Origin of the sequence: Flavobacterium panici, from assembly GCF_903819335.1 — a bacterium.
Lineage (GTDB): Bacteria > Bacteroidota > Bacteroidia > Flavobacteriales > Flavobacteriaceae > Flavobacterium > Flavobacterium panici.
Map to the genome: position 1 here is coordinate 1 of NZ_CAIJDE010000062.1, position 21,605 is coordinate 21,605.

The 21,605-nt window shown below is 33.2% G+C and carries 20 protein-coding genes; 13 read left to right on the forward strand and 7 right to left on the reverse strand.

Annotated elements, in window-relative coordinates:
- Window positions 1-400 precede the first annotated feature (400 nt).
- Window positions 401-2,569: a hypothetical protein gene (locus FLAPXU55_RS19925; protein WP_180860627.1), complete on the reverse strand. Its 2,169-nt coding sequence runs from the start codon at window positions 2,567-2,569 to the stop codon at window positions 401-403.
- Window positions 2,570-2,761: 192 nt separating this feature from the next.
- Here FLAPXU55_RS19925 and FLAPXU55_RS19930 point away from each other — a divergent pair, with 192 nt between their 5' ends.
- The 7 genes from FLAPXU55_RS19930 (at window position 2,762) to FLAPXU55_RS19960 (ending at window position 8,742) form a co-directional block, all read left to right on the forward strand.
- The gene (locus FLAPXU55_RS19930) at window positions 2,762-3,163 is read left to right on the forward strand and encodes a septal ring lytic transglycosylase RlpA family protein (RefSeq protein ID WP_180860630.1); all 402 of its coding nucleotides are present in this window, start codon (window positions 2,762-2,764) and stop codon (window positions 3,161-3,163) included.
- Window positions 3,164-3,438: 275 nt separating this feature from the next.
- Window positions 3,439-4,206 (forward strand): ParA family protein, encoded by a 768-nt coding sequence (locus FLAPXU55_RS19935; protein WP_053472385.1) that lies wholly within the window; start codon window positions 3,439-3,441, stop codon window positions 4,204-4,206.
- A gap of 5 nt (window positions 4,207-4,211) precedes the next feature.
- The gene (locus FLAPXU55_RS19940; protein ID WP_053472386.1) at window positions 4,212-5,114 is read left to right on the forward strand and encodes a ParB/RepB/Spo0J family partition protein; all 903 of its coding nucleotides are present in this window, start codon (window positions 4,212-4,214) and stop codon (window positions 5,112-5,114) included.
- A complete protein-coding gene (locus tag FLAPXU55_RS19945; protein WP_053472387.1) occupies window positions 5,114-5,674 on the forward strand; it encodes a DUF5683 domain-containing protein in 561 nt (186 codons plus the stop codon). Before FLAPXU55_RS19940 ends, FLAPXU55_RS19945 begins: the two co-directional genes overlap by 1 nt.
- Window positions 5,675-5,713: 39 nt before the next feature.
- A complete protein-coding gene (gene dapB / locus FLAPXU55_RS19950; RefSeq protein ID WP_053472388.1) occupies window positions 5,714-6,415 on the forward strand; it encodes a 4-hydroxy-tetrahydrodipicolinate reductase in 702 nt (233 codons plus the stop codon).
- Between the two features lie 64 nt (window positions 6,416-6,479).
- Window positions 6,480-8,033, forward strand: a complete 1,554-nt coding sequence (gene lepB / locus FLAPXU55_RS19955) for a signal peptidase I (protein WP_180860633.1) — start codon at window positions 6,480-6,482, stop codon at window positions 8,031-8,033.
- A 94-nt stretch (window positions 8,034-8,127) separates the two neighbouring features.
- Window positions 8,128-8,742, forward strand: a complete 615-nt coding sequence (locus tag FLAPXU55_RS19960) for a WbqC family protein (protein WP_180860636.1) — start codon at window positions 8,128-8,130, stop codon at window positions 8,740-8,742.
- Here FLAPXU55_RS19960 and FLAPXU55_RS19965 read toward each other — a convergent pair.
- From FLAPXU55_RS19965 to FLAPXU55_RS19990, 6 genes are all read right to left on the reverse strand, one after another.
- A complete protein-coding gene (locus tag FLAPXU55_RS19965) occupies window positions 8,739-9,761 on the reverse strand; it encodes an endonuclease/exonuclease/phosphatase family protein (RefSeq protein ID WP_235992126.1) in 1,023 nt (340 codons plus the stop codon). The genes FLAPXU55_RS19960 and FLAPXU55_RS19965 overlap by 4 nt on opposite strands.
- 46 nt (window positions 9,762-9,807) lie before the next feature.
- Entirely contained in the window at window positions 9,808-10,671 is an 864-nt protein-coding gene (locus tag FLAPXU55_RS19970) for a rhomboid family intramembrane serine protease (RefSeq protein ID WP_180860653.1), read from the reverse strand.
- Between the two features lie 45 nt (window positions 10,672-10,716).
- Entirely contained in the window at window positions 10,717-11,466 is a 750-nt protein-coding gene (locus FLAPXU55_RS19975) for a rhomboid family intramembrane serine protease (protein ID WP_053472393.1), read from the reverse strand.
- Complete coding sequence (gene mutL / locus FLAPXU55_RS19980) at window positions 11,463-13,391, reverse strand: DNA mismatch repair endonuclease MutL (RefSeq protein ID WP_180860655.1); 1,929 nt, start codon at window positions 13,389-13,391, stop codon at window positions 11,463-11,465. The genes FLAPXU55_RS19975 and mutL overlap by 4 nt, the downstream gene beginning before the upstream one ends.
- A 177-nt stretch (window positions 13,392-13,568) precedes the next feature.
- Window positions 13,569-14,141, reverse strand: a complete 573-nt coding sequence (gene ribH / locus FLAPXU55_RS19985) for a 6,7-dimethyl-8-ribityllumazine synthase (RefSeq protein ID WP_053472396.1) — start codon at window positions 14,139-14,141, stop codon at window positions 13,569-13,571.
- An 85-nt stretch (window positions 14,142-14,226) separates the two neighbouring features.
- Window positions 14,227-15,006: a tetratricopeptide repeat protein gene (locus tag FLAPXU55_RS19990; RefSeq protein ID WP_180860657.1), complete on the reverse strand. Its 780-nt coding sequence runs from the start codon at window positions 15,004-15,006 to the stop codon at window positions 14,227-14,229.
- A gap of 391 nt (window positions 15,007-15,397) precedes the next feature.
- Between FLAPXU55_RS19990 and recF the strand changes: the two genes are divergently transcribed.
- The 6 genes from recF to murB all read left to right on the forward strand — a co-directional run bounded on the left by recF (window position 15,398) and on the right by murB (window position 21,594).
- Window positions 15,398-16,477, forward strand: coding sequence for a DNA replication/repair protein RecF (gene recF / locus FLAPXU55_RS19995; protein WP_053472399.1), 1,080 nt, complete (start codon window positions 15,398-15,400; stop codon window positions 16,475-16,477).
- Between the two features lie 135 nt (window positions 16,478-16,612).
- The gene (locus FLAPXU55_RS20000; protein WP_180860659.1) at window positions 16,613-17,293 is read left to right on the forward strand and encodes a DUF2461 domain-containing protein; all 681 of its coding nucleotides are present in this window, start codon (window positions 16,613-16,615) and stop codon (window positions 17,291-17,293) included.
- A gap of 86 nt (window positions 17,294-17,379) precedes the next feature.
- Window positions 17,380-18,429: a glycosyltransferase family 4 protein gene (locus tag FLAPXU55_RS20005; protein WP_180860671.1), complete on the forward strand. Its 1,050-nt coding sequence runs from the start codon at window positions 17,380-17,382 to the stop codon at window positions 18,427-18,429.
- Between the two features lie 31 nt (window positions 18,430-18,460).
- Window positions 18,461-19,231: a hypothetical protein gene (locus FLAPXU55_RS20010; protein WP_180860674.1), complete on the forward strand. Its 771-nt coding sequence runs from the start codon at window positions 18,461-18,463 to the stop codon at window positions 19,229-19,231.
- Between the two features lie 155 nt (window positions 19,232-19,386).
- Window positions 19,387-20,490, forward strand: coding sequence for a pyridoxal phosphate-dependent aminotransferase (locus FLAPXU55_RS20015; RefSeq protein WP_180860677.1), 1,104 nt, complete (start codon window positions 19,387-19,389; stop codon window positions 20,488-20,490).
- Window positions 20,491-20,580: 90 nt separating this feature from the next.
- Complete coding sequence (gene murB / locus FLAPXU55_RS20020) at window positions 20,581-21,594, forward strand: UDP-N-acetylmuramate dehydrogenase (RefSeq protein ID WP_180860688.1); 1,014 nt, start codon at window positions 20,581-20,583, stop codon at window positions 21,592-21,594.
- The last annotated feature ends 11 nt before the right edge of the window (window positions 21,595-21,605 follow it).

A 21,605-nucleotide genomic window follows, 5' to 3' on the forward strand; every position in this document is an offset into this window, starting at 1 on the left:
GCAATAAACTGAAATATAAAAACATACGATAGAACGGTTATCGCGTCCCGATTGAAAATCGGGAAGGCCGCAGGTTCTCCCGAAAGCTTTCGGGACTGCCACCCCGACAAAAGTCTTTTCATTTACTTGAGAAGACTTTTTTTGCAATAAACTGAAATATAAAAACATACGATAGAACGGTTATCGCGTCCCGATTGAAAATCGGGAAGGCCGCAGGTTCGAGTCTTGCCACCACAACAAAAGCCTTTGCATTTAAAACATAGCCCGTGGTTTCAACCACGGGAAACGTATCGTGAATAATACAATGCTCCCCACGGTTGAAACCGCGGGCTTATTAAAAACAAAACCTCTAAAGAAATATCTATCTCCAGAGGTTTCATTTTAAAATATGTATGTTTTACTATTTCTCCATATTTATATAAGCAGGAAACGATTCCTTATTAGGTAAATTAAATTCTTCGTCAAAAGGCTGTGTACCTTCACCATTATTGTATAATGCAACACGTTTTACACCTGTTGCTGTGCTTCCGCCAATACCATTAATAACATTTTGAATATTTCCCGGGCCGGCAAAACGAGTAATACACATTTTTTCAAGTTTCACATTTGGACTATTAGGCGCTTCAAAACCATTTTTCTTATTCACTTTGCCATCAGTTCCTGTAAAAACCGCATAAGAACCCATTCCTATACTATGATACTCTTTTACAGTATTGGCTATTTTAAATGCTGCATAACCATCAACTTTACCTCCTTGGCTACTCCAGCTTGCTTGATTTGGAGCATCGTATGGCGGTTCGTTTTGGAAGAAATAAGTTCTGCCGCGTTCTCCTAACCATAAAACTTCATATTCCTGAAAATGTTCTGTAAACAACGCATAAAGTGTCACATCATTACCTGTAACAATAAGTCCATTTTTACATCTGTCTCTTGTCCATCGCAAATCTCCGCCTTTCTGCGACCCGTGATCAGCACGCCATAACCAGAAATGATCACCTACCACATTGCTGCTGTTTATTTGCATAGCAGTATGTATCTGAATATTTTTTGACTGAACCCCGCCTACTCTACAAGTAATATCTGATAGTAATATAGGATTTGCAGAATGGTCTGCTTTTGCACCTTCTTCACCAATTCTAACCTGATACGTTGTACTATTAAATGAATCCGTAAGAAGTCCGGCAATGATAATTCCGTCCTTATCATCGGCATAAATACATCCCCAAGTATTTTTCTCAGTAGGTTCCAACGTTACTGAAGCTATACCAGCACCAAGAAGAATTGCATCTTTTCTATTTACCTGAATAGGCGCATTCAATGCATAATGACCTGGTGTAAAAAATATATTTTTACCTGCTTTTAACGCATTATTGATTTCTACATCAGTATTACCTTCTTTAGCCACATACCAATCCGTAAGCAAATCTTGTACTTTTCCTTTACCCATGTCTGTTGAATACCATGAAACTCCTACTCTGTCTTTTTGCCATGCCGGAACAAATACTTTGTATTCACCATCATTATCTATAAAAAGAAAAGGTTTTTCTCTTATAATAGGTGTAGTAGGAATTGGAGAATTGGTATCATCTACTTGTGGAGGATTAACACAGCCTTGCCAAACCATATTATACGAGCCTCCCATAGCTCCCGAACCGGAAGGAAAAATAGCATTTCTGGTGTACCATTGCTGCTGTCCGCCCCAGTTTGGTCTGTTTGATGTATAATGAGTGTCAGCAATAAAACCACCACTTCCCCAAAAATTGGTATTTCCAATATCTGAAATATATTTCGAAGTACTTTCAATCAGCATTCTTCGTGCACTGGTGGATTGCGAAACTGTCCATGCAAAATCTCTCATTACTTCTACATTTTCTACAGAACGCCAAAATGTACAGGTAGCATTTGCTCCGCCAGAAAGGTGAGGTCTTGTAAAAATAGAACCCAATTTAACATCTGATGGCACTTTGCCCAAACCTCCAATATGAGAGTAGAATCCTAATTCTATTGAATTGGCTTCTGCCGATGATGCAGATCCCGACCCGCCTGAATCGTAAGTTTGTCCATCAACATTTGCTTTTAAATAATATGCCTGACGTTTTGTTGTCCATTCGCCATTTGCTCCGCCCAGACCAATAGCACTAAATTGCGAATTAATATCAATTCGTGCCGTTTCTGCTTTTTCATATTTTCTATCGTAGAAATACATATTACTTCCAAAAATTTGGTTCTCCAGCGAAACCATGATTGTTATATCGTTACGAGTTATTTTATAATAGTTCTCGTATTTATTTTTATTTGGTTTATTATCTGTAAAGGTCAATTTAGAAGTTGAGCTCACAGAAACAAAATTGGATGCCAAACGACTTCCTCCTCTTGTGATCACATAATTTCCCGAAGAGCCAAATGCCGGCCAAGATAATGTTATGCTATGTTTTTTCTTATTGTAAACAATTTTGCCTTCTATCTTATTTTCCTGTTTTTTTTCATCAGATGAATTAGACGTTGCAAAACTGCATAGAATCAGCATAAACGCAAATGCAGTAAATACTGAGGTTAACTTTTTGATCATAAAAATTGTTTTTGGTTTAATAGTTTTTTAGGGATTCTAAAATAGTCATAATCTTTAACCTGTATCTTTCAATTTTCTTATCAAAAACTATACAACGGCGCCAAATATGCCTTTTAATAACATAAATAAACCGTATACGATATTCTCATTTTTCCATAATAGATTTTTTTTGCGCCCAATAGAAATTAGAAAATGAAAATAATAATACTCTATATTGCTCTAGCTTTTTCTGCAACGGTTACAGCACAAGAAAATTCAACTGATACAGATCCCGGCACTGAAAACGATCAGTATATCTTATATAAAGAAAATGCTCACGCTTCTTATTATCATGATAAATTTAACGGAAGAAAAACAGCAAGCGGTGCAAGATTCAACAATGATGATTTGACTGCTTTGCATAAAAAACTTCCTTTTGGCACAAAACTTAGGGTAACAAACGAAAAAAATAACAAATGCGTTATAGTAGTAGTTACAGACAGAGGGCCTTTTATTAAAGGAAGAGAAATTGACTTAAGCAAAAGAGCTTTTATGAACATTGCTTCAAATATAAAGAGCGGCTTAGTTTATGTAAAAATTGAGATTATAAAATAAAAAACCTGTTCATTATTTTTTATTATTAATATTTTAGAAAAGAAAAAACAGAATGAGATCATTTCTACAAAGTAAATTTTAAATTCGTTCACTTTTACTGCAAAACAACTTTCATCATGACCAAAATCTGGTCTGTAATTCTGCTCAAAACTTAAATTAATTTCTGCCGAACACGCACGAAACAACGATTAAGCGAAGTTTCACAAATGTTAACAAAATAGATTTTCAAAAACCATAAATAATTGTATTTTTACGGTTCAAAATTCAGAAAATAAATGGGCAAAATCATTGCGATTGCTAATCAAAAAGGAGGCGTTGGAAAAACTACAACATCTGTAAATCTTGCAGCCTCATTAGGTGTTTTAGAGAAAAAAGTATTATTGATCGATGCTGATCCTCAGGCTAATGCTACATCTGGCCTTGGAATTGACGTAGAATCTGTTGAACTTGGAACTTACCAAATTCTTGAACATACAATAACACCAAAAGAAGCCATTTTAAAATGTTCAGCTCCAAATGTTGACGTGATCCCTGCTCACATTGACCTTGTTGCTATCGAAATCGAATTGGTTGACAAAGAAAATCGTGAGTATATGCTTAAAAAAGCATTAGAAGAAGCAAAAGAAGAATATGATTTTATCATTATCGACTGTGCGCCTTCATTAGGTTTATTAACCTTAAATGCTTTAACAGCTGCCGACTCAGTAGTAATTCCAATTCAATGTGAATATTTTGCACTTGAAGGATTAGGAAAATTATTGAACACAATTAAAAGTATTCAAAAAATTCACAACCCTGATCTAGACATCGAAGGATTATTACTTACAATGTATGATTCAAGATTACGTTTATCTAATCAGGTAGTTGAAGAAGTTCAAAAACACTTTAACGATATGGTTTTTGACACCGTTATTCAGCGAAATGTTAAATTAAGTGAGGCACCAAGTTTTGGAGAAAGTATCATTAATTATGATGCTACAAGTAAAGGTGCGGTTAATTACATTAATTTAGCTCAAGAAATTATAAAGAAAAACAGTAAATAGTTTTTATGACAAAAGCAATTAAAAAACAAGCCTTAGGAAGAGGATTATCAGCGTTATTAAAAGATCCGGAAAACGACATTACATCAGTAGAAGACAAAAATGCTGATAAGGTTGTTGGAAATATTATTGAGCTTGAAATAAGTGCTATCGAAATAAATCCGTTTCAGCCTAGAAGCAATTTTAATGAAGAATCATTACGCGAATTAGCCACTTCTATTAAAGAACTTGGTGTAATTCAACCTATTACTGTTCGAAAATTAGACTTTAATAAATACCAGTTAATTTCTGGAGAACGTCGTTTACGTGCTTCAACTTTAGTTGGTTTAACTCATGTTCCGGCATACATTCGTATTGCTAATGACAATGAGTCCCTTGTTATGGCATTGGTTGAAAACATTCAGCGTCATGACTTAGACCCAATCGAGATCGCACTTTCTTACCAGCGTTTAATTGACGAAATTCAATTAACACAAGAGCAAATGAGCGAGCGCGTTGGAAAAAAACGTTCTACAATTGCCAATTATTTACGTCTTTTAAAACTGGATCCAATTATTCAAACTGGTATTCGCGATGGTTTCATTAGTATGGGACACGGTCGTGCTATTATTAATATTGAAGATTTAGACGTTCAGACTGATATTTACCAAAAAATTGTAAGTCAAAATTTATCTGTTCGTGAAACTGAAGCCTTAGTTAAAAATTATCACGAAGGTCAGCAGCCAAAAGCAGAAGGAAAACCTAAAGCTGAATCTTCATTTGTGGTTAGAGAAACACAAAAAAATACTTTCAATGATTATTTTGGTTCGAAAGTTGATATAAAAGTCGCTGGTAACGGAAAAGGAAAAATCACAATTCCTTTTAATTCTGAAGCCGACTTTAATCGAATTATAAAATTAATAAACGGATAGTGAATAAAATTGTCCCCATAAGTCTATTGTTCTTTCTCATAGGAACCGTTTCTCTTTTTGCCCAGGTAAAAAAAGACACGGTTTTAGTCGTTAAAGACACAACTGCATTAATAGAAATAGATCCGCTTACACCTGCAAAAGCAGCTTTTTATTCGGCTATTTTACCTGGTTTGGGTCAGGTATACAATAAAAAATACTGGAAAGTTCCGCTTGTTTACGGAGCAATAGGTACAAGTTTATACTTTTATATTGATAACAATAAAAAATATCATGATTATCGTGACGCCTACAAACGAAGACTTGAAGGCTATAATGATGATAAATATCAATTTCTTGACGAAAGCAGACTTATTGCAGGTCAGAAATTTTATCAGCGAAACAGAGATTTATCTGCCTTATTTGTTGTTGGTTTTTATGTTTTAAATATTATCGATGCCAATGTTGATGCGGCTTTGATTCAATTTAACGTAAACGAAAGACTATCACTTCGTCCAGAAATTTATCCCGCCGATGTAACATTTAAACCAAACGTTGGACTAACTTTTAATTATCGTTTTTAAATAGTTTCTTCTATTTAAAAATTCACAAATACATACAAAATGAAAATTGCGCTTTTAGGATACGGAAAAATGGGTAAAGTAATCGAACGAATTGCTTTAGAAAGAGGTCATGAAATTGTTTTAAAGAAAGACGAATTCAATACATACGACGGACTTTCGACTGCAGATGTTGCGATTGACTTTAGCGTTCCGTCAGCGGCAGTCGACAATATTTCTGCATCTTTTAATGCTAATGTTCCTGTAGTTTCCGGAACAACAGGATGGCTGGAACATTACGATGAAATGATTGCTCTTTGCAACGAGAAAAAAGGAGGTTTTATATCCAGTTCAAATTTCAGTTTGGGAGTAAATATTTTCTTTGGTTTAAATGAATATTTAGCCAAAATCATGAATCAATTTGATTCTTATAAAGTTACGATGGAAGAAATTCACCACATTCACAAATTGGATGCTCCAAGCGGAACTGCGATTTCTTTAGCACAAGGCGTTATTCAAAACAGTGACTATTCTAACTGGACTTTAGACGAAGCAAAAAAAGGTGAAATTCATATTGAAGCTAAAAGAATTGGAGAAGTTCCGGGTACACATACCGTAAACTACGATTCGGCTATTGACAGCATTGAAATCAAACATACTGCTCATAATCGTGAAGGTTTTGCCCTTGGCGCTGTTATCGCTGCAGAATGGCTTGCCGGAAAACAGGGGATTTTCACTATGAAAGATGTATTAAACTTACAATAAATTGATAAAAATTCTGGATTAAACAAATATTCAATCCCGAATTTGAAACTTAAAATACTATATTATGACTCTTTACTCTTGGTTCGTATTTTTCTTAGCTGTTCAAATTATTCATTTCATTGGTACTTGGAAATTGTATCAGGCAGCAGGGAGAAAAAGCTGGGAAGCGGCAATTCCGGTATATAATTCAATTGTTTTAATGAAAATTATCAGCCGACCAACATGGTGGACATTATTACTTTTCATTCCAATTATTAACTTGATTATGTTTCCGGTTGTTTGGGTTGAAACACTTAGAACCTTTGGTAAAAAATCAACTTTAGATACTATTTTAGGGATCTTTACTCTTGGCTTTTATATCTACTATGTAAATTACACACAGAAATTAGAATATAACGCTGACAGAAAATTAACTCCTGAAAACAAAACAGCAGATACGGTAAGTTCTTTGCTTTTTGCAATAATCGTTGCAACTTTAGTACATACTTATGTTATCCAGCCTTATACAATCCCAACTTCTTCATTAGAGAAATCATTATTAATTGGAGATTTCCTTTTTGTAAGTAAAGTAAATTATGGTCCAAGAGTTCCTATGACGACTGTTGCATTGCCAATGGTTCATGACTCTATTCCATTAACAAAAAGAAAATCATATTTAAGCTGGCCTCAGTTACCTTATTTCAGACTTCCTGCTTTTGAACAAATAAAAAGAAACGACATTGTGGTATTCAACTGGCCGGTTGATACGGTACATTATTTTTATGAGCCAAAAGGAAGACCGGGCGTTATTAAGCCAATCGATAAGAAATCAAACTATGTAAAAAGATGTGTTGGTATTCCTGGCGACAGTTTATCAATTAAAGACGGCTTTGTTTTCATCAACGGAAAAAAACTTATTTTACCTGAAAGAGCAAAACCTCAATATTCTTATTCTGTAGCTTTAGATGGAAAAACATCTATTGATTTTGAATCTTTATTTAAAGAATTAGACATTACAGATCCTGCAGGTTTTAGAACTGAAAAAAGGGATACGCTTTATTTCAGAGCTTTAACCGAAGCAAGTGCTGAACGTTTGAAAAATACTCCGGGCGTTACTGCTGTAAAAAGAGAAATTGATAAAGGAAATGACAATGCGATTTTCCCGCATATCAACAAATGGAATCAGGATAATTTTGGTCCAATTTATATTCCTGAAGCTGGTAAAACAGTTGCTTTAACGAATACATCTCTTCCATTTTATAAAGAAATCATCACGAATTATGAAGGAAATACTTTAGAATTAAGTGGTTCTAAATTTATCATAAACGGTAAAGAAACTAACACTTATACCTTCAAACAAAATTATTATTGGATGATGGGAGACAATCGTCACAATTCTGAAGATAGTCGTTATTGGGGTTACGTTCCGGAAAATCACATCGTAGGAAAACCGGTTTTCATCTGGATGAGCTGGGATACTAACGGAAAAGGTATCAACAAAATTCGCTGGAGCAGAGTTTTCACTACTGTTGACGGCGAAGGACAACCGCAGTCGTATTTCAAATATTTCCTAATTATTCTTGCACTATACTTTGTTGGAGAATTCTTCTGGAGAAAAAGAAAACAGAATAAAGCATAAAAAATAAAAAATGTTATTTTTGTTTCAGGTTTCAGGTTTCAGGTTCTTTGCGAACGTGAAACTTGAAACCTGAAACTTTTAAAACAAAAATCAAATGAATTCCTTATTACTTCCTACGTATTTTCCATCCATTAGCCATTTTGCAGTTATGGCTCAATCTGAGAATATAACTTTTGAAATGGAAGATAATTTTCAAAAGCAGACCAATAGAAACAGAACTTACATCTATAGTCCAAACGGAATTCAATTATTAAACATTCCTGTTAAGCATTCTAAATCTGCACATCAAAAGACAAAAGATGTATTGATTGAAAACGAATTTGACTGGCAGAAACAGCATTTTAAATCCTTAGAAGCCGCTTATAGAAGTTCGCCGTTCTTTGAGTATTTTGAAGACGATATCGTGCCGATTTTCGAAAAGAAACATACTTTCCTGATGGATTTAAATATGGAAGTTTTTGATACCGTTACAAAGTGTTTACGAATGAAACTGGAATTTGGTAAAACGGCTGAATATTTTCATGAGGTTGAAAATATATCTGATTTCAGATATTTAGCAAACGGAAAAAAAGATCAAAATTCTTTCGAAAAATATACTCAGGTTTTTGATGACAAACATGGTTTTATCAACAATTTAAGTGTTTTGGATTTACTTTTTAACGAAGGTAAGTTTGCAATGGATTATTTAAAAACTCAGAAAATAATCTAAAATTGATCAATTGAAAGTCTGGTCATTATTGGGTAATGATCGGAATTTTCGAAATCAGAAAAGCTTTCAAACTGCTTTACTTTCATTTTAGTATCGGTGAAAATATAATCAATTCGGGCTGGGTAATACTTAAACTTATAAGTCGCTCCAAAGCCTTCTCCGGCTTCTTCAAAAGCATCTTTAAGTTTTCCCTTAATATTTCGGTAAACGTATGAAAACGGGCTGTTATTCATGTCTCCACAAATAATAATTGGATATTTGCATTTCTTTATATGCTCCTTAAAAATTTCAGCCTGTTCCTGCTGCTGCGTAAAACCTTTACTGATTCGGGCATAAATACGCTGTGATTTCTGTTGGTTTACTTTATCAATATCATCAGAGATCTCACTTACATCTGGAGAAATTTTAATAGACTGCAGGTGCATATTATAAACACGAATAATATCTTTCCCGCGTTTAATATCAGCATAAACTACATTATTATCTGATTTAGGAAAAATGATGTTTCCTTCGTCAATAATAGGAAATTTAGAAAAAATGGCCTGACCTGTCTTAACTTGGTTTCCTTCAATAAAAATATAGCGGTGCGGATACACTTTTAAATCTAAATGCGCCGAGTTTGAATATTCCTGAATACATAAAATATCCGGGTCTTTTTCATCAATAAAAGTTTTTATATTTTCCGGAATATCATCGCGATCCAGCCATTTAAAGACATTAAAAAGACGCACATTATAACTCATTACAGAGAAATCTCTTTCGTCCTTCACATATTCTTTAGCAGAGAATTTATAGAATTTGCTGATAAAAGTAATTCCGGTAAGCAAAACCAAACCAGATAAAATAAGGCGTTTTTTGAACTGAATTGCCCAATATAAAAAGAATAGCCCATTTGCCACAAAAAAGGCCGGCATGAACAAAGTAAGCACCGATAAAAGCGGAAAGCTCTTAGGTGCTAAAAACGGCAAAATATAGACACTAAATGTGAGCACAGTCAGTACTATATTCAAAAAGAACATTATTTTATTAAACCACGAAAGGTTTTTCATATTTTCTTGCTAAGGATTATTTTCCTGCTTTAAATAAAAACTCTTTTTCTTCTTTTGTCAGGCAATCATATCCAGACTGACTGATTTTATCTAAGATCTCATCAATTTGCTGCTGCGTTTTGTCTTTTGTAACAATTCTTGATGTCGCTTTTTCTGTAGGTTTTTTGTAATTTTTATGAACTTTTGTAAATGGGGTCGTTGGGGATTTTCTAAAAAGATTAGCAAAGAAATCTAATATTCTAGAAACAATAATACTTAAATCTGTTCCGTTTTGAAGCAGTTTAATAAAGATGAAACCAAAAAATGCTCCGGCTAAATGCGAAATATGTCCACCCATATTTTCAAGGCGCAGCTGCATTAAATCTAAAAGTAAGATTACACCTGTAATATGCCAGAGTTTGACATTTCCAAAAAGAAATAACCTAACATTCATTAAAGGCTGATAAGTTGTTGCAGCAACTAAAATTGCCATAATAGCGGCCGATGCGCCAACTATTGAAGCAGAAGTTCCTAAAACATAAAAACTCAAGGCAAATACAATTCCTGAAAAAATTGCGCCTAAAATATATAATCCTAAGTATTGTTTTTGAGTAAAGAAGGTCAGGAATAAATTGCTTGCAAAGTTTAAAACCATCATATTAAATAACAAATGCAAAAATCCGAAATGAAAAAATGCATACGTTAAAAATGTCCAGGGCTTAAACACGAAAACCTGAGGATCTGATGATAATGCAAGCCAATTTGGAAAAACAAACTGACCGGTAGAAAACTGATAGAAAAAAATTAGGGAAATAAGAAAACAAGCGATGTTCCAATAAATAACCTGCATCGCAATGCCGCCCAATTTATATTGAAGTTTTAAATCGTCAAGAATATTCATAAAGTCTTCTTTTGGTTTTTAAATTTAATCAATTAAAGTTAAAAATTAATTCCATCGATTGTTATTAAACTGATTTTTTTTCCAGTACCACATAATCAAAAATCCAAACAAAGCTCCACCAATATGAGCATAATGAGCTATTCCAGAATCTATTCCCATAAAAGAACTTCCAAAAATCCCAAAAAAACCATCAAATAAAAGCATATAAATTGGTACAAAATATTTCGCTTTTATCGGAATAGGTATAAACAAAATTCCAAGTTCTGCATTAGGAAACATAAAAGTAAATGCTACCAGTAAACCGTAAATAGCACCAGATGCTCCTACAACAGTTCCCAAATAGGCATTGGTGAAATGCTTAAATTCTGAAGCTGTCAAAATCTGCTCCCATCTTGTATCTATTCTTCCACTATTTAATAGATTAAGAATATCAGCTTTTTGATAACCATTTGCCAATAAAATATTTAAACTATCCTGATAAAAATAATAATTAACAGCAAAATTTACTAAAGCAGCTCCCAGTCCGCAAGAGATATAGAAAAACAAAAACTTCTTTGCTCCCCAAAAATGCTCTAATGTTGACCCAAATGAATACAATGCGAACATATTGAATGCAATATGAGCAAATCCGCCATGCATAAACATATGTGTTATAGGCTGCCAAACTTTAAATCCTGGGTTTTCCGGAAAAAAGAGCGCAAAATATTCGTAAGAAACTGGCACTAACTGAGCGCCAATAAAAAATATAATGTTAATAATTAGCAGTTGTTTAACTACTGGAGTCATATTCATCATAAGGCAAACTTTTTATCTATATCTTCAACACGCATAGTGATGAAGGTTGGTTTTTGAAAAGGTGAAATATTAGGATCTTTGCAAGCAAACAAACCGTTTACTAAATTGTCTTGTTCTTTTTCAGTTAAATAAGATCCTGTTTTAACCGCTAAACTTTTAGCCATCGATTTGGCGATAGTATCATTTTGACTGTAACTGCTTGCCGGAATTCCGTCTTGCAAATCGCTTAGTAATTGTTCAATTACAAGAGAAACTTCACTTTCGGTAATGTTTACCGGAATTCCCGAAATTACAATATGATCTGTTTTGGCTTCTTCAAAAATAAATCCGGTTGTTTCTAACGAAGGTTTTAATTCTTCGATTAACTTCATTTCTGTAGAAGAATAAAATAAATCTAAAGGAAAAAGCAATTTCTGACTTGAAGCTTGATTCACAGTCATGTTTAACAAAAATTGTTCGTATAAAATACGTTGATGTGCGCGCTGCTGATCAACGATTATCATTCCTGATTTTATTGGCGAAACAATATATTTTTTATGAATTTGATACGTTTTCTGAGTTGCCTGTTCCACCTCATCATCATTAAATAAAGAGGAAGTTACTTCTTCATTTTCGAATGTAAATGGTGAACTTTCGATACTTTCAGCATTTTCTACATCTAAACCAACATACAAACTCTCCCAGCTTACCGTTGGTTCTACTCTTTTTGAGTAGCCAGAATAAGACGAAGATGAATTTGAAGAGGAAGAAGATCCAGAGCTATAACCAGAACTTGATCCTGAACCCGCTTTTGCATAATGCTGATTGGTTTTATCATCTGTAAACGGATTAAAGGTTCCATCAACCTGAATTGTTGGCACTTCTGCTTCTACATCTTTATAATGATAAGGTGTATCTAAATTTGAATCTCTGTCAAAATCTAAAACCGGAGCGACATTAAACTGCCCTAAACTATGTTTAATCGAAGCTCTTAAAATAGCATATAAGGCTTGTTCATCATCAAACTTAATTTCGGTTTTTGTGGGGTGAATGTTGATATCGATTGTATTTGGCGGCACTTGCAGGTATAAGAAATAACTTGGTTGAGAACCATCTTTCAAAAGTCCGTCGTAAGCAGCCATAACCGCATGATGCAGATAACCGCTTTTAATGAAACGATCGTTTACAAAAAAGAATTGTTCGCCCCTATTTTTCTTGGCAAACTCTGGTTTACAAACAAATCCCTGAACATTTATAATTTCTGTATCTTCATTTACAGGAACTAATTTTTCATTGGTTTTACCAGACATAATCCCAACAATACGCTGGCGATAACCTGCTGCGGGAAGATTATACAATTCGCTTCCGTTATGATAAAAACTAAAATGAATATTTGGATGCGCCAACGCCACACGCTGAAATTCATCCATTACATGGCGAAATTCAACTGTATCTGATTTTAAGAAATTACGACGTGCCGGAATATTAAAAAACAGATTTTTAACAGCAAATGATGTTCCTTTTGGCAAAACAGCCACTTCCTGCGAAACAAATTTACTTCCCTCGATAATAATATGCGTTCCGAGTTCGTCTTGTTCTTGTTTTGTTTTCATTTCCATGTGCGCGATTGCCGCAATAGAAGCCAATGCTTCGCCGCGAAAACCTTTGGTAGCAAGTGAAAATAAATCTTCGGCCTGACGAATTTTTGATGTAGCGTGACGTTCAAAACACAAACGTGCATCTGTAACGGTCATTCCTACACCATTATCAATAACCTGAACTAATGATTTTCCGGCGTCTTTTATAATCAATTTAATATCAGTTGCTTTTGCATCAACAGCATTTTCTAACAGCTCTTTTACGACTGAAGCGGGTCTTTGAACCACTTCTCCAGCAGCAATTTGGTTAGCAACGTGATCAGGAAGTAATTGAATAATACTCGACATTGAAAATTTTAGATTGTAGATTAACGATTTAAGATTTTTGATTTAAATCTAAACCAAGCAGCACAAATTTAGTGAATTTCTACTGGCTTTTTGAATATGTGAAATCATAAAAAAAACAAAAAACCTATACTATTGTGACACAGTATAGGTTTTAATATTTTTAAAACAAATGTGTTTTTACTCGTTCTCTATTTTTCTTGGAGAATCTTCTATTTGAAGTGCGCCAGAAGTTAATAAAGGCTGATTGAAAGCGTGTGAGATAGAGGCCTGCTGACGAATATACGCCATTTTTATGGCAGCAATTGCAGCTTCGGTTCCTTTGTTCCCGTGAGCACCGCCGCTTCTGTCAATAGACTGCTGCATGTTATTATCTGTTAAAACACAAAAAATAACCGGAATATCAGTTTGAACATTCAAATCTTTAATTCCCTGCGTTACACCTTCACAAACAAAATCAAAGTGTTTTGTTTCTCCTTGAATTACACATCCAATTACGATTACTGCATCAACATTTTGTGTCTGCAGCATTTTTTTTGCACCATAAATAAGCTCAAAACTCCCCGGTACATTCCAGCGAATAATTTGCTGCGCAGGAACATCACAATCAACAAGTGCGTCAAAAGCGCCATTGTAAAGTCCTTCTGTTATAACATCGTTCCACTCAGAAACAACAATCCCAAATCGAAAGTCTTTCGCATTTGGGATTGTGTTTTTATCGTATTCTGATAAATTTTTATTTTCGGTAGCCATCTTTTATATTTAAGATTTTAGAATTTTGATTTCAGATTGTAAAAATACAAATCTAAAATCTAAAATCTGAACTCTAGAAATTTTATTATTGCGCTAATCCAATCAAGGCATCAACAGCACCAGCTTCTGGAGTTGCATCGAAGTTGTCTTTAATATCGTTTAGATATTTTAAAGCGTCTTCTTTTTGACCTAAAGCGATAGCCGTTTTAGCAGCTTTTAGCAAGAAACGAGGTGTTGTAAAATCGTTTTTGTTAGCTTCAGCAGCTTTTACATAATAATCTAAAGCTTCTTTTTGATTGTTTTTTTGAGAGTAAGCGTCTCCAATTGCTCCTTTTGATAAAGCACTTAAGATTAAATCATCTGATTTAAATTCTCCTAAATACTTAATAGCATCGTCAAATTTACCCGTATTTAAATATGCCATACCAGCATAGTAATTTGCTAAATTTCCAGCGTCAGTTCCAGAATATTCGTCAGCGATTTTCACAAATCCAAATTTACCTTCAGATCCGTTTAATGCTAATTTATATAATGAATCACTTGCAACACCATCAACAGCTTTTTGAAAGTTCTGTTGTGCAACAAACATTTCGTTTGCAGCTTCGTCTTGTTTAGGATTTTCAATAAATTTTTGGTAAGCCAAATAACCAATAGTAGCAACTGCAATACCAGCAACTAAACCAATAATGATTTTTTGATTTTTAGCAACCCAATCCTCAGTTCTTGAAGCAGTTTCGTCTAATTTAGAAAAAACACCAGCTGTTGTGCTGTCTTTTTCGTCAATGATTACCTGTTGTTCTTCATTTACTTCTTTAACTTCCTTCTCTTTTGGTGCTTTATATCCTCTTTTATTGTAAGTAGCCATTTAAAATTAATTTAGTGAACGGCAAAAATAAAATTTTTCTTGAAACTGTGGCATAAAAAATCAAATTTATCACTATTTTAAAACAAATATTTTTAATAACGCTAACTCCTTTCGCATCAGCATCAAAATAAATCAACTTGAAACGTACCAAAAGTCCTTTATATCGATAATTTTCGATAATTTGCACTCTCAAATTTTTGATGATTTTAAATACCACTTTTTTGGGCTAAACTATTTTTTCGCCACTGATTTCAGGGATTTACACAGATTAAAAAGCCTCAGCAAAAAATCTTTTTAATCATTTTATCCCGATAGCTATCGGGAGTGGCAGAAAAAAAGTTAAAGAGTTAATAAAAAAACATCAAATTTTACTTTTTATAGTTTCTTAAAAATGCATTTAAACAAAATTTCTTTATTCAATTATAAAAATTTCGCTGAAGCCAGTTTTGATTTCGACATCAAGATCAATTGTTTTGTTGGAAAAAACGGAATTGGAAAAACCAATGTTCTGGATGCCATTTATCATTTGGCTTACGGAAAAAGTTATTTTAATCCGCTGGCGGTTCAAAATATCAAACATGGAGAAGAATTTTTTGTTATTGATGCCGAATTAGAAAAAAACGACAGAACAGAACAAATTGTCTGCAGTTTAAAGAAAGGTCAAAAGAAGGTTTTAAAAAGAAACGGAAAGGCTTATGATAAATTCTCCGATCATATTGGTTTTATTCCGCTGGTAATTATTTCTCCGGCCGACCGCGATTTAATTGTAGAAGGAAGTGAAACACGCCGTAAATTTATGGACAGTGTTATTTCGCAGTTAGATTCGACTTATCTGCATCAGCTTATTCAATATCAAAAAGTCATTGTACAGCGAAATGCGCTTTTGAAATATTTTGCACTCAATCATACTTTTGATAACGATACCTTATCTATATATAATGAGCAGTTAAATGAATACGGAAAATCGATTTTTGAAAAGAGAAAGGATTTCCTGGAACAATTTATACCTATATTTAATATACATCATCAAACTATAACCGGATCTGAAGAAACGGTTCAGCTGGTTTACGAAAGTCATTTGTTTGAAAAAGATTTATTGACCCTTTTACAGGAAAATATCAATAAAGACCGAGCTTTACATTATACAACTTCTGGAGTTCATAAAGATGATTTATCTTTTGAAATTGATTCTCATCCCATAAAAAAATTCGGCTCGCAGGGACAGCAAAAATCCTTTTTAATTGCGTTGAAACTGGCTCAGTTTGAGTTTCTAAAAAAGCAAAGCGGTGTAAAACCTATTTTACTTTTTGATGATATTTTTGATAAACTGGACGAAACACGTGTTGCCAAAATTGTCGAAATGGTAAATAGTGAAACTTTTGGACAGCTTTTTATTTCAGATACACATCCGGAAAGAACCGAAGCGATTGTAAAATCGACGCATCAAACTTATAAGATATTTAATTTGTAAAGTTTTTTGCCACTAATTCCACGAATTTTCACGAATCAAAACTTTGTCAAAGTTGAGCGATAAGCAATTAAAAAATTAGTGTAAATTCGTGTAATTACTGGCGAACTTAAAACAACTGCAATAAAAACACATAATATGCTTACGAAAGAATCATTGCAATTTTTAGACGATTTAAAAAAGAACAACAATAGAGACTGGTTTCAGGACAATAAAAAACGTTATGAAATCTTCAAAAAAGATTATCATCAATTAGTGAGCGATTTTCTGGACGTAATGAAACCGCTTGATCCTTCGCTGGAATTATTGGAGGTTAAAAATTGTACGTTTAGAATTAACCGGGACATTCGATTCTCTAAAGACAAATCTCCTTATAAAGCGCACTTAGGCGTTTGGATGTCGGCTGGCGCAAAAGGCGCAAATCGTTCGGGATATTATGTTCATATTGAAAAAGGGGCTAGTTTTATAGCGGGCGGATTTTATTCGCCTGAAGCGGAAGATTTGAAAAAAGTCCGTAAGGAAATTGCCTTTTTTTATGACGATTTAGAAGCTATTTTGACGGATAAAAATTTCAAAAAAGAATTTGGAAGTTTAGATGTAAACGAAAATAATTCTCTTAAAGGTATGCCGAGAGGTTATGAAAAAGATCATCCGGCAATTGAATTTCTAAAACTGAAAAGTTTTACTGCGACTCAAAAATATGATATTTCTGAAGTGACTCAAAAAGATTTCGTTTCAAAAATGAGCAAAAAACTGATTGCTTTAAAACCTTTAAACGAATTCATAAATCGTGCTTTAGAAACCGATGAAGAGTTCTAAAATTTTATTTGCCACGAATTTCACGAATTAGCACGAATTAATTAGTGGAAATTCGTGAAATTCGTGGCGAAAAAAAACTCATTTTAATGAAAAGAAAAATACTTTTTCTTGGAGAATCGTACCGTGCCGATGCTATAACATGGATGAAAGGCCTGAAAGAATTTGGCGATTTTGAAATTATCACCTGGGAACTTCAATCTCCGAGTAATTCAAAACTTAACCGATTCAAACGTATTTTAGAATATTTCTTCGCTCCTGTATCTATTCGAAAAATAATCAGAAATAAAAAACCCGATATGGTTATTGCCGAAAGAACTACAAGTTATGGATTTCTTGCTGCTTTGTCTGGTTCGAAAACTATTGCAATCGCACAACAAGGCCGAACTGATTTATGGCCGGAAGATTCTGTCTTATATCCGTTTAAAAAGTTTATTCAGAAATATGCTTTCAAAAAAGCACATTTAATTCATGCTTGGGGACCAGTTATGACCATTTCTATGAAAGCAATTGGCGTTGACATGAACAAAGTTTTGGTTCTTCCAAAAGGAATTGATTTATCACTTTTTACACCTTCAACAAACTATTCAAACAAAATTGAAGCGATTGTAACCCGTTCGCTGCAACCGGAATACCGACATGATTCTATTTTAAAAGCATTTGGTATTTTACATCAAAAAGGAATTGATTTTTCACTGACTATTGTTGGCGACGGAACAAGATTGCAATTTTTAAAAGATTTAGCTAAAGAACTGCAAATCGAAAACAAAGTAATTTTTACAGGAAGAATCCCAAATACTGAACTTCCTAAATTATTACAGCAATCGAATATTTATATTAGTATGCCAATTACCGAAGGAGTTTCGGCATCATTAATTGAAGCCATGGCTTGCAATTGTTATCCTGTAGTTTCTGATATTGCGGGAAATCAAAGCTGGATCACACATCGTGAAAATGGGCAATTAATTACAATCGACGATATTGAAATGCTTGCCAATGAATTAATTTGGTCTTTTGAAAATCCTGAATCCCGAAATGAGGCCATTATTCGAAATAGAAAATTTGTAGAGGAAAATGCTAATTATGATATTAACATGAAGGTTATTGCTGATCGATATCATGAGTTGCTGAACAAATAAAATCTTATTTCTATATAAAATCACAAGATAAATGAGTGGATATTACAACTATTATAAAGTCGACAAGAATAAAACATCCGTTACATTATTATCAAAACTGAATGATATAAAATTGCAACCTAAACAATTATATCATTTTAAAGACAAACAAATTACCAACTTCAGAGATTATGTAATTGAAATAACCCAAAATTCAATTTTTACAAAAATTTCATTTGAACAATTAATTTTCAAAGTAAAAACAGATTTTTACAAAATTAACCCTTCTGAATTTGAGGCAATAATGGATTGGGTACATAAATATTATAATGATAATGAAGACATTGATAAATTTCTTATTGAATTAGGCTTAGAAGAAATTGAGTCATTTAACACTAAATTCGAAAATGATTTATTCTTTTTTGGCATCAATGGTATAAACAACTACTATAGTACAATTAAAAAAGACAATTTTTGGAAAGAATTAGATACTCTTTCAAATGCAGAAGAAATGAATTTAGTATTAGATTTTTTAACCTTCTTAATGATTAAGTTTATAATTTCTAACACAGAAACTAATACAAAAGAACAGTTTGAATTAATAAACAAGCTAGAAAATGCAGAAGGAAAAACAGAACTAAAAGAAGCTGCATGTTTATTTTTTGAGACTTTAAAAGACATGAATAGTGATTATTCAAAAATGTACAGTGATTCAATTCATTATTTCAGCCAAAATGCAGAATCTCTTTTATCAAAAATAGAAGATTTCCAAGCCGGTATAGCAAATTATAATGGTGTAATTTTTATAGAAGCCTGTTTTTAACAAAAAAAGCTTTCAGGCATTCCCGCAATAAAAACCAAGCTTAGCGAACTTTGCGTAAACTTTGTGTCTTTGCGGTTAAAAAACCTTCGTAACTTTTCTTCAATTTCAACGACATACTATTATAGCGGATTGTGTAATTTAATTCTTAAATAATTATGAGCAATAGAAGAAATTGGTTAAAACAAGTAGGTTTAGGCACGATAGGATTAGGTTTAACTTCATTTGAAACATTTGCAAATCCTTCGCCAGAAAATTATATTTCTTTAGATGTAGACAAATCTCCTATATTATTACGATCAAATGAAAATCCTTACGGCCCTTCTCCACTCGCTCGCGCTGCAATGCAAAAAAGCATCAACAGCAGCAATCGATACGGGTGGAATCTTTCGGGAGAATTAATTTCTCTTATTGCAAAAAAGAATAATGTTTCTGATAATAATATTTTATTAGGTGCCGGTTCAACAGAAATTTTAGATTTAGTTCTTCAACACACTGCTTTAAAAAAGGGAAATTACATACTTGCCGAAACAACCTTCAACTATTGGACATTTCCTTCTGAAAAATTAGGGATAAAAAAAATTACGGTTCCGTTAACTGCAGACAAAAAGCATGATTTAGCGGCAATGTTAAAAGCAATTGATTCAGATACAAAAATGATTTATATCTGCAATCCAAATAATCCTACAGGTACAATATGCGATCACGAAGAATTAGTTTCTTTTGTAAAAGAAGCATCTAAAAATGCCATTGTTTTTGTAGATGAAGCTTATATCGATTTCACAAAAGAGCAATCACTAAGCAGTCTTGTAATGGAAAACAAAAATTTAATTATCACTAAAACTTTTTCAAAAATGTATGGTTTAGCCGGCGCACGTATAGGTTATGCTATTGCGGCTTCATCAACTATTGACGAACTCAGCGCTTTAAAATCATCTCCAAATTTATCTGTTAGTGTTGTATCAACAGCTGCGGCTATGGCATCTTTAAATGATGAAAAGTTTATTAAAGAAGTTTATTCTTTAAATGAAGAGGTTAAGAAATATACGATTGATCAGCTTACGAAACTTAACTTAACATGCATTCCGTCTTATTCCAATTTTATTTATTTTTCTCTTGAAAATTATAAAAAGGATTTCTTTAAACAATTAGAAGCCAACAATATTGAGGGAACCAAAATCTATGAAGAAAACGGAAAATGGACTAGAATTACTATTGGAACAATGAAAGAAATGCAGCAATTTATTGAAGCGATAAAGTAAATTCGCTTAAAAAGACTTTCTGATGTCAAAACTCAATTGAAATAAATTATAATCCTTACTTTTGACCTCAGATTAAAAAGCCTTTTACACATGCATATCCAATCCAATTTTTCTTTAAAAAACTATAATACTTTCGGTATTGAAGCTAAAGCCAAAAAATTTGTCGCAGTACATTCTGTTGAAGAACTGAAAACTATTTTAGAAGAAAACAAAAACGAGAAGAAATTTATTCTTGGCGGCGGGAGCAATATGCTTTTAACAAAAGATATTGACGCTTTGGTCATTCATATTGATTTAAAAGGAAAAAAAATCATTAAAGAAGATGATGATTTTGTTTGGGTTGAAAGTCAGGCTGGCGAAACCTGGCATGATTTCGTGCTTTGGACAATCGACAATAATTTTGGCGGATTAGAAAATATGTCTCTAATTCCGGGAAATGTCGGTACAACTCCGGTTCAGAATATTGGCGCTTACGGAACTGAAATCAAAGATACTTTTGTTTCCTGCGAAGCAATGAACATCGAAACTCAGGAAATAAAAACTTTTGCCAATACTGAATGTAATTTCGGTTATCGCGAAAGTATTTTTAAACACGAAGTAAAAGATCAATTTATTATTACTTCGGTAATTTATAAATTGACAAAACGCAATCATAAAATCAATACATCTTACGGAGATATTTTAGCTGAACTGGCTAAAAACAATATTTCTGAACCTACTTTAAAAGATGTAAGCAACGCTGTAATTGCTATCAGACAAAGCAAATTACCTGATCCAAAAGAATTAGGAAACAGCGGCAGTTTCTTTAAAAACCCCATTTTATTGAAATCTGATTTCGAAAAAATTCATCAAAAATTCCCTGAAATGAAGTTTTATGAAGTTTCACCAACCGAAGTAAAAGTTCCTGCAGGATGGCTTATTGAACAGGCAGGCTTTAAAGGAAAACGTTTTGGCGATGCGGGAGTTCATAAAAATCAAGCTTTGGTTTTAGTCAATTACGGAAACGCAACAGGTGGGGAAATTTTAGATGTTTCGAAACAAGTGCAGCAAACCGTTTTCGAAATCTTTGGCATTCAAATTGAAGCTGAAGTAAATGTTATCTAAAAAAACTCAGA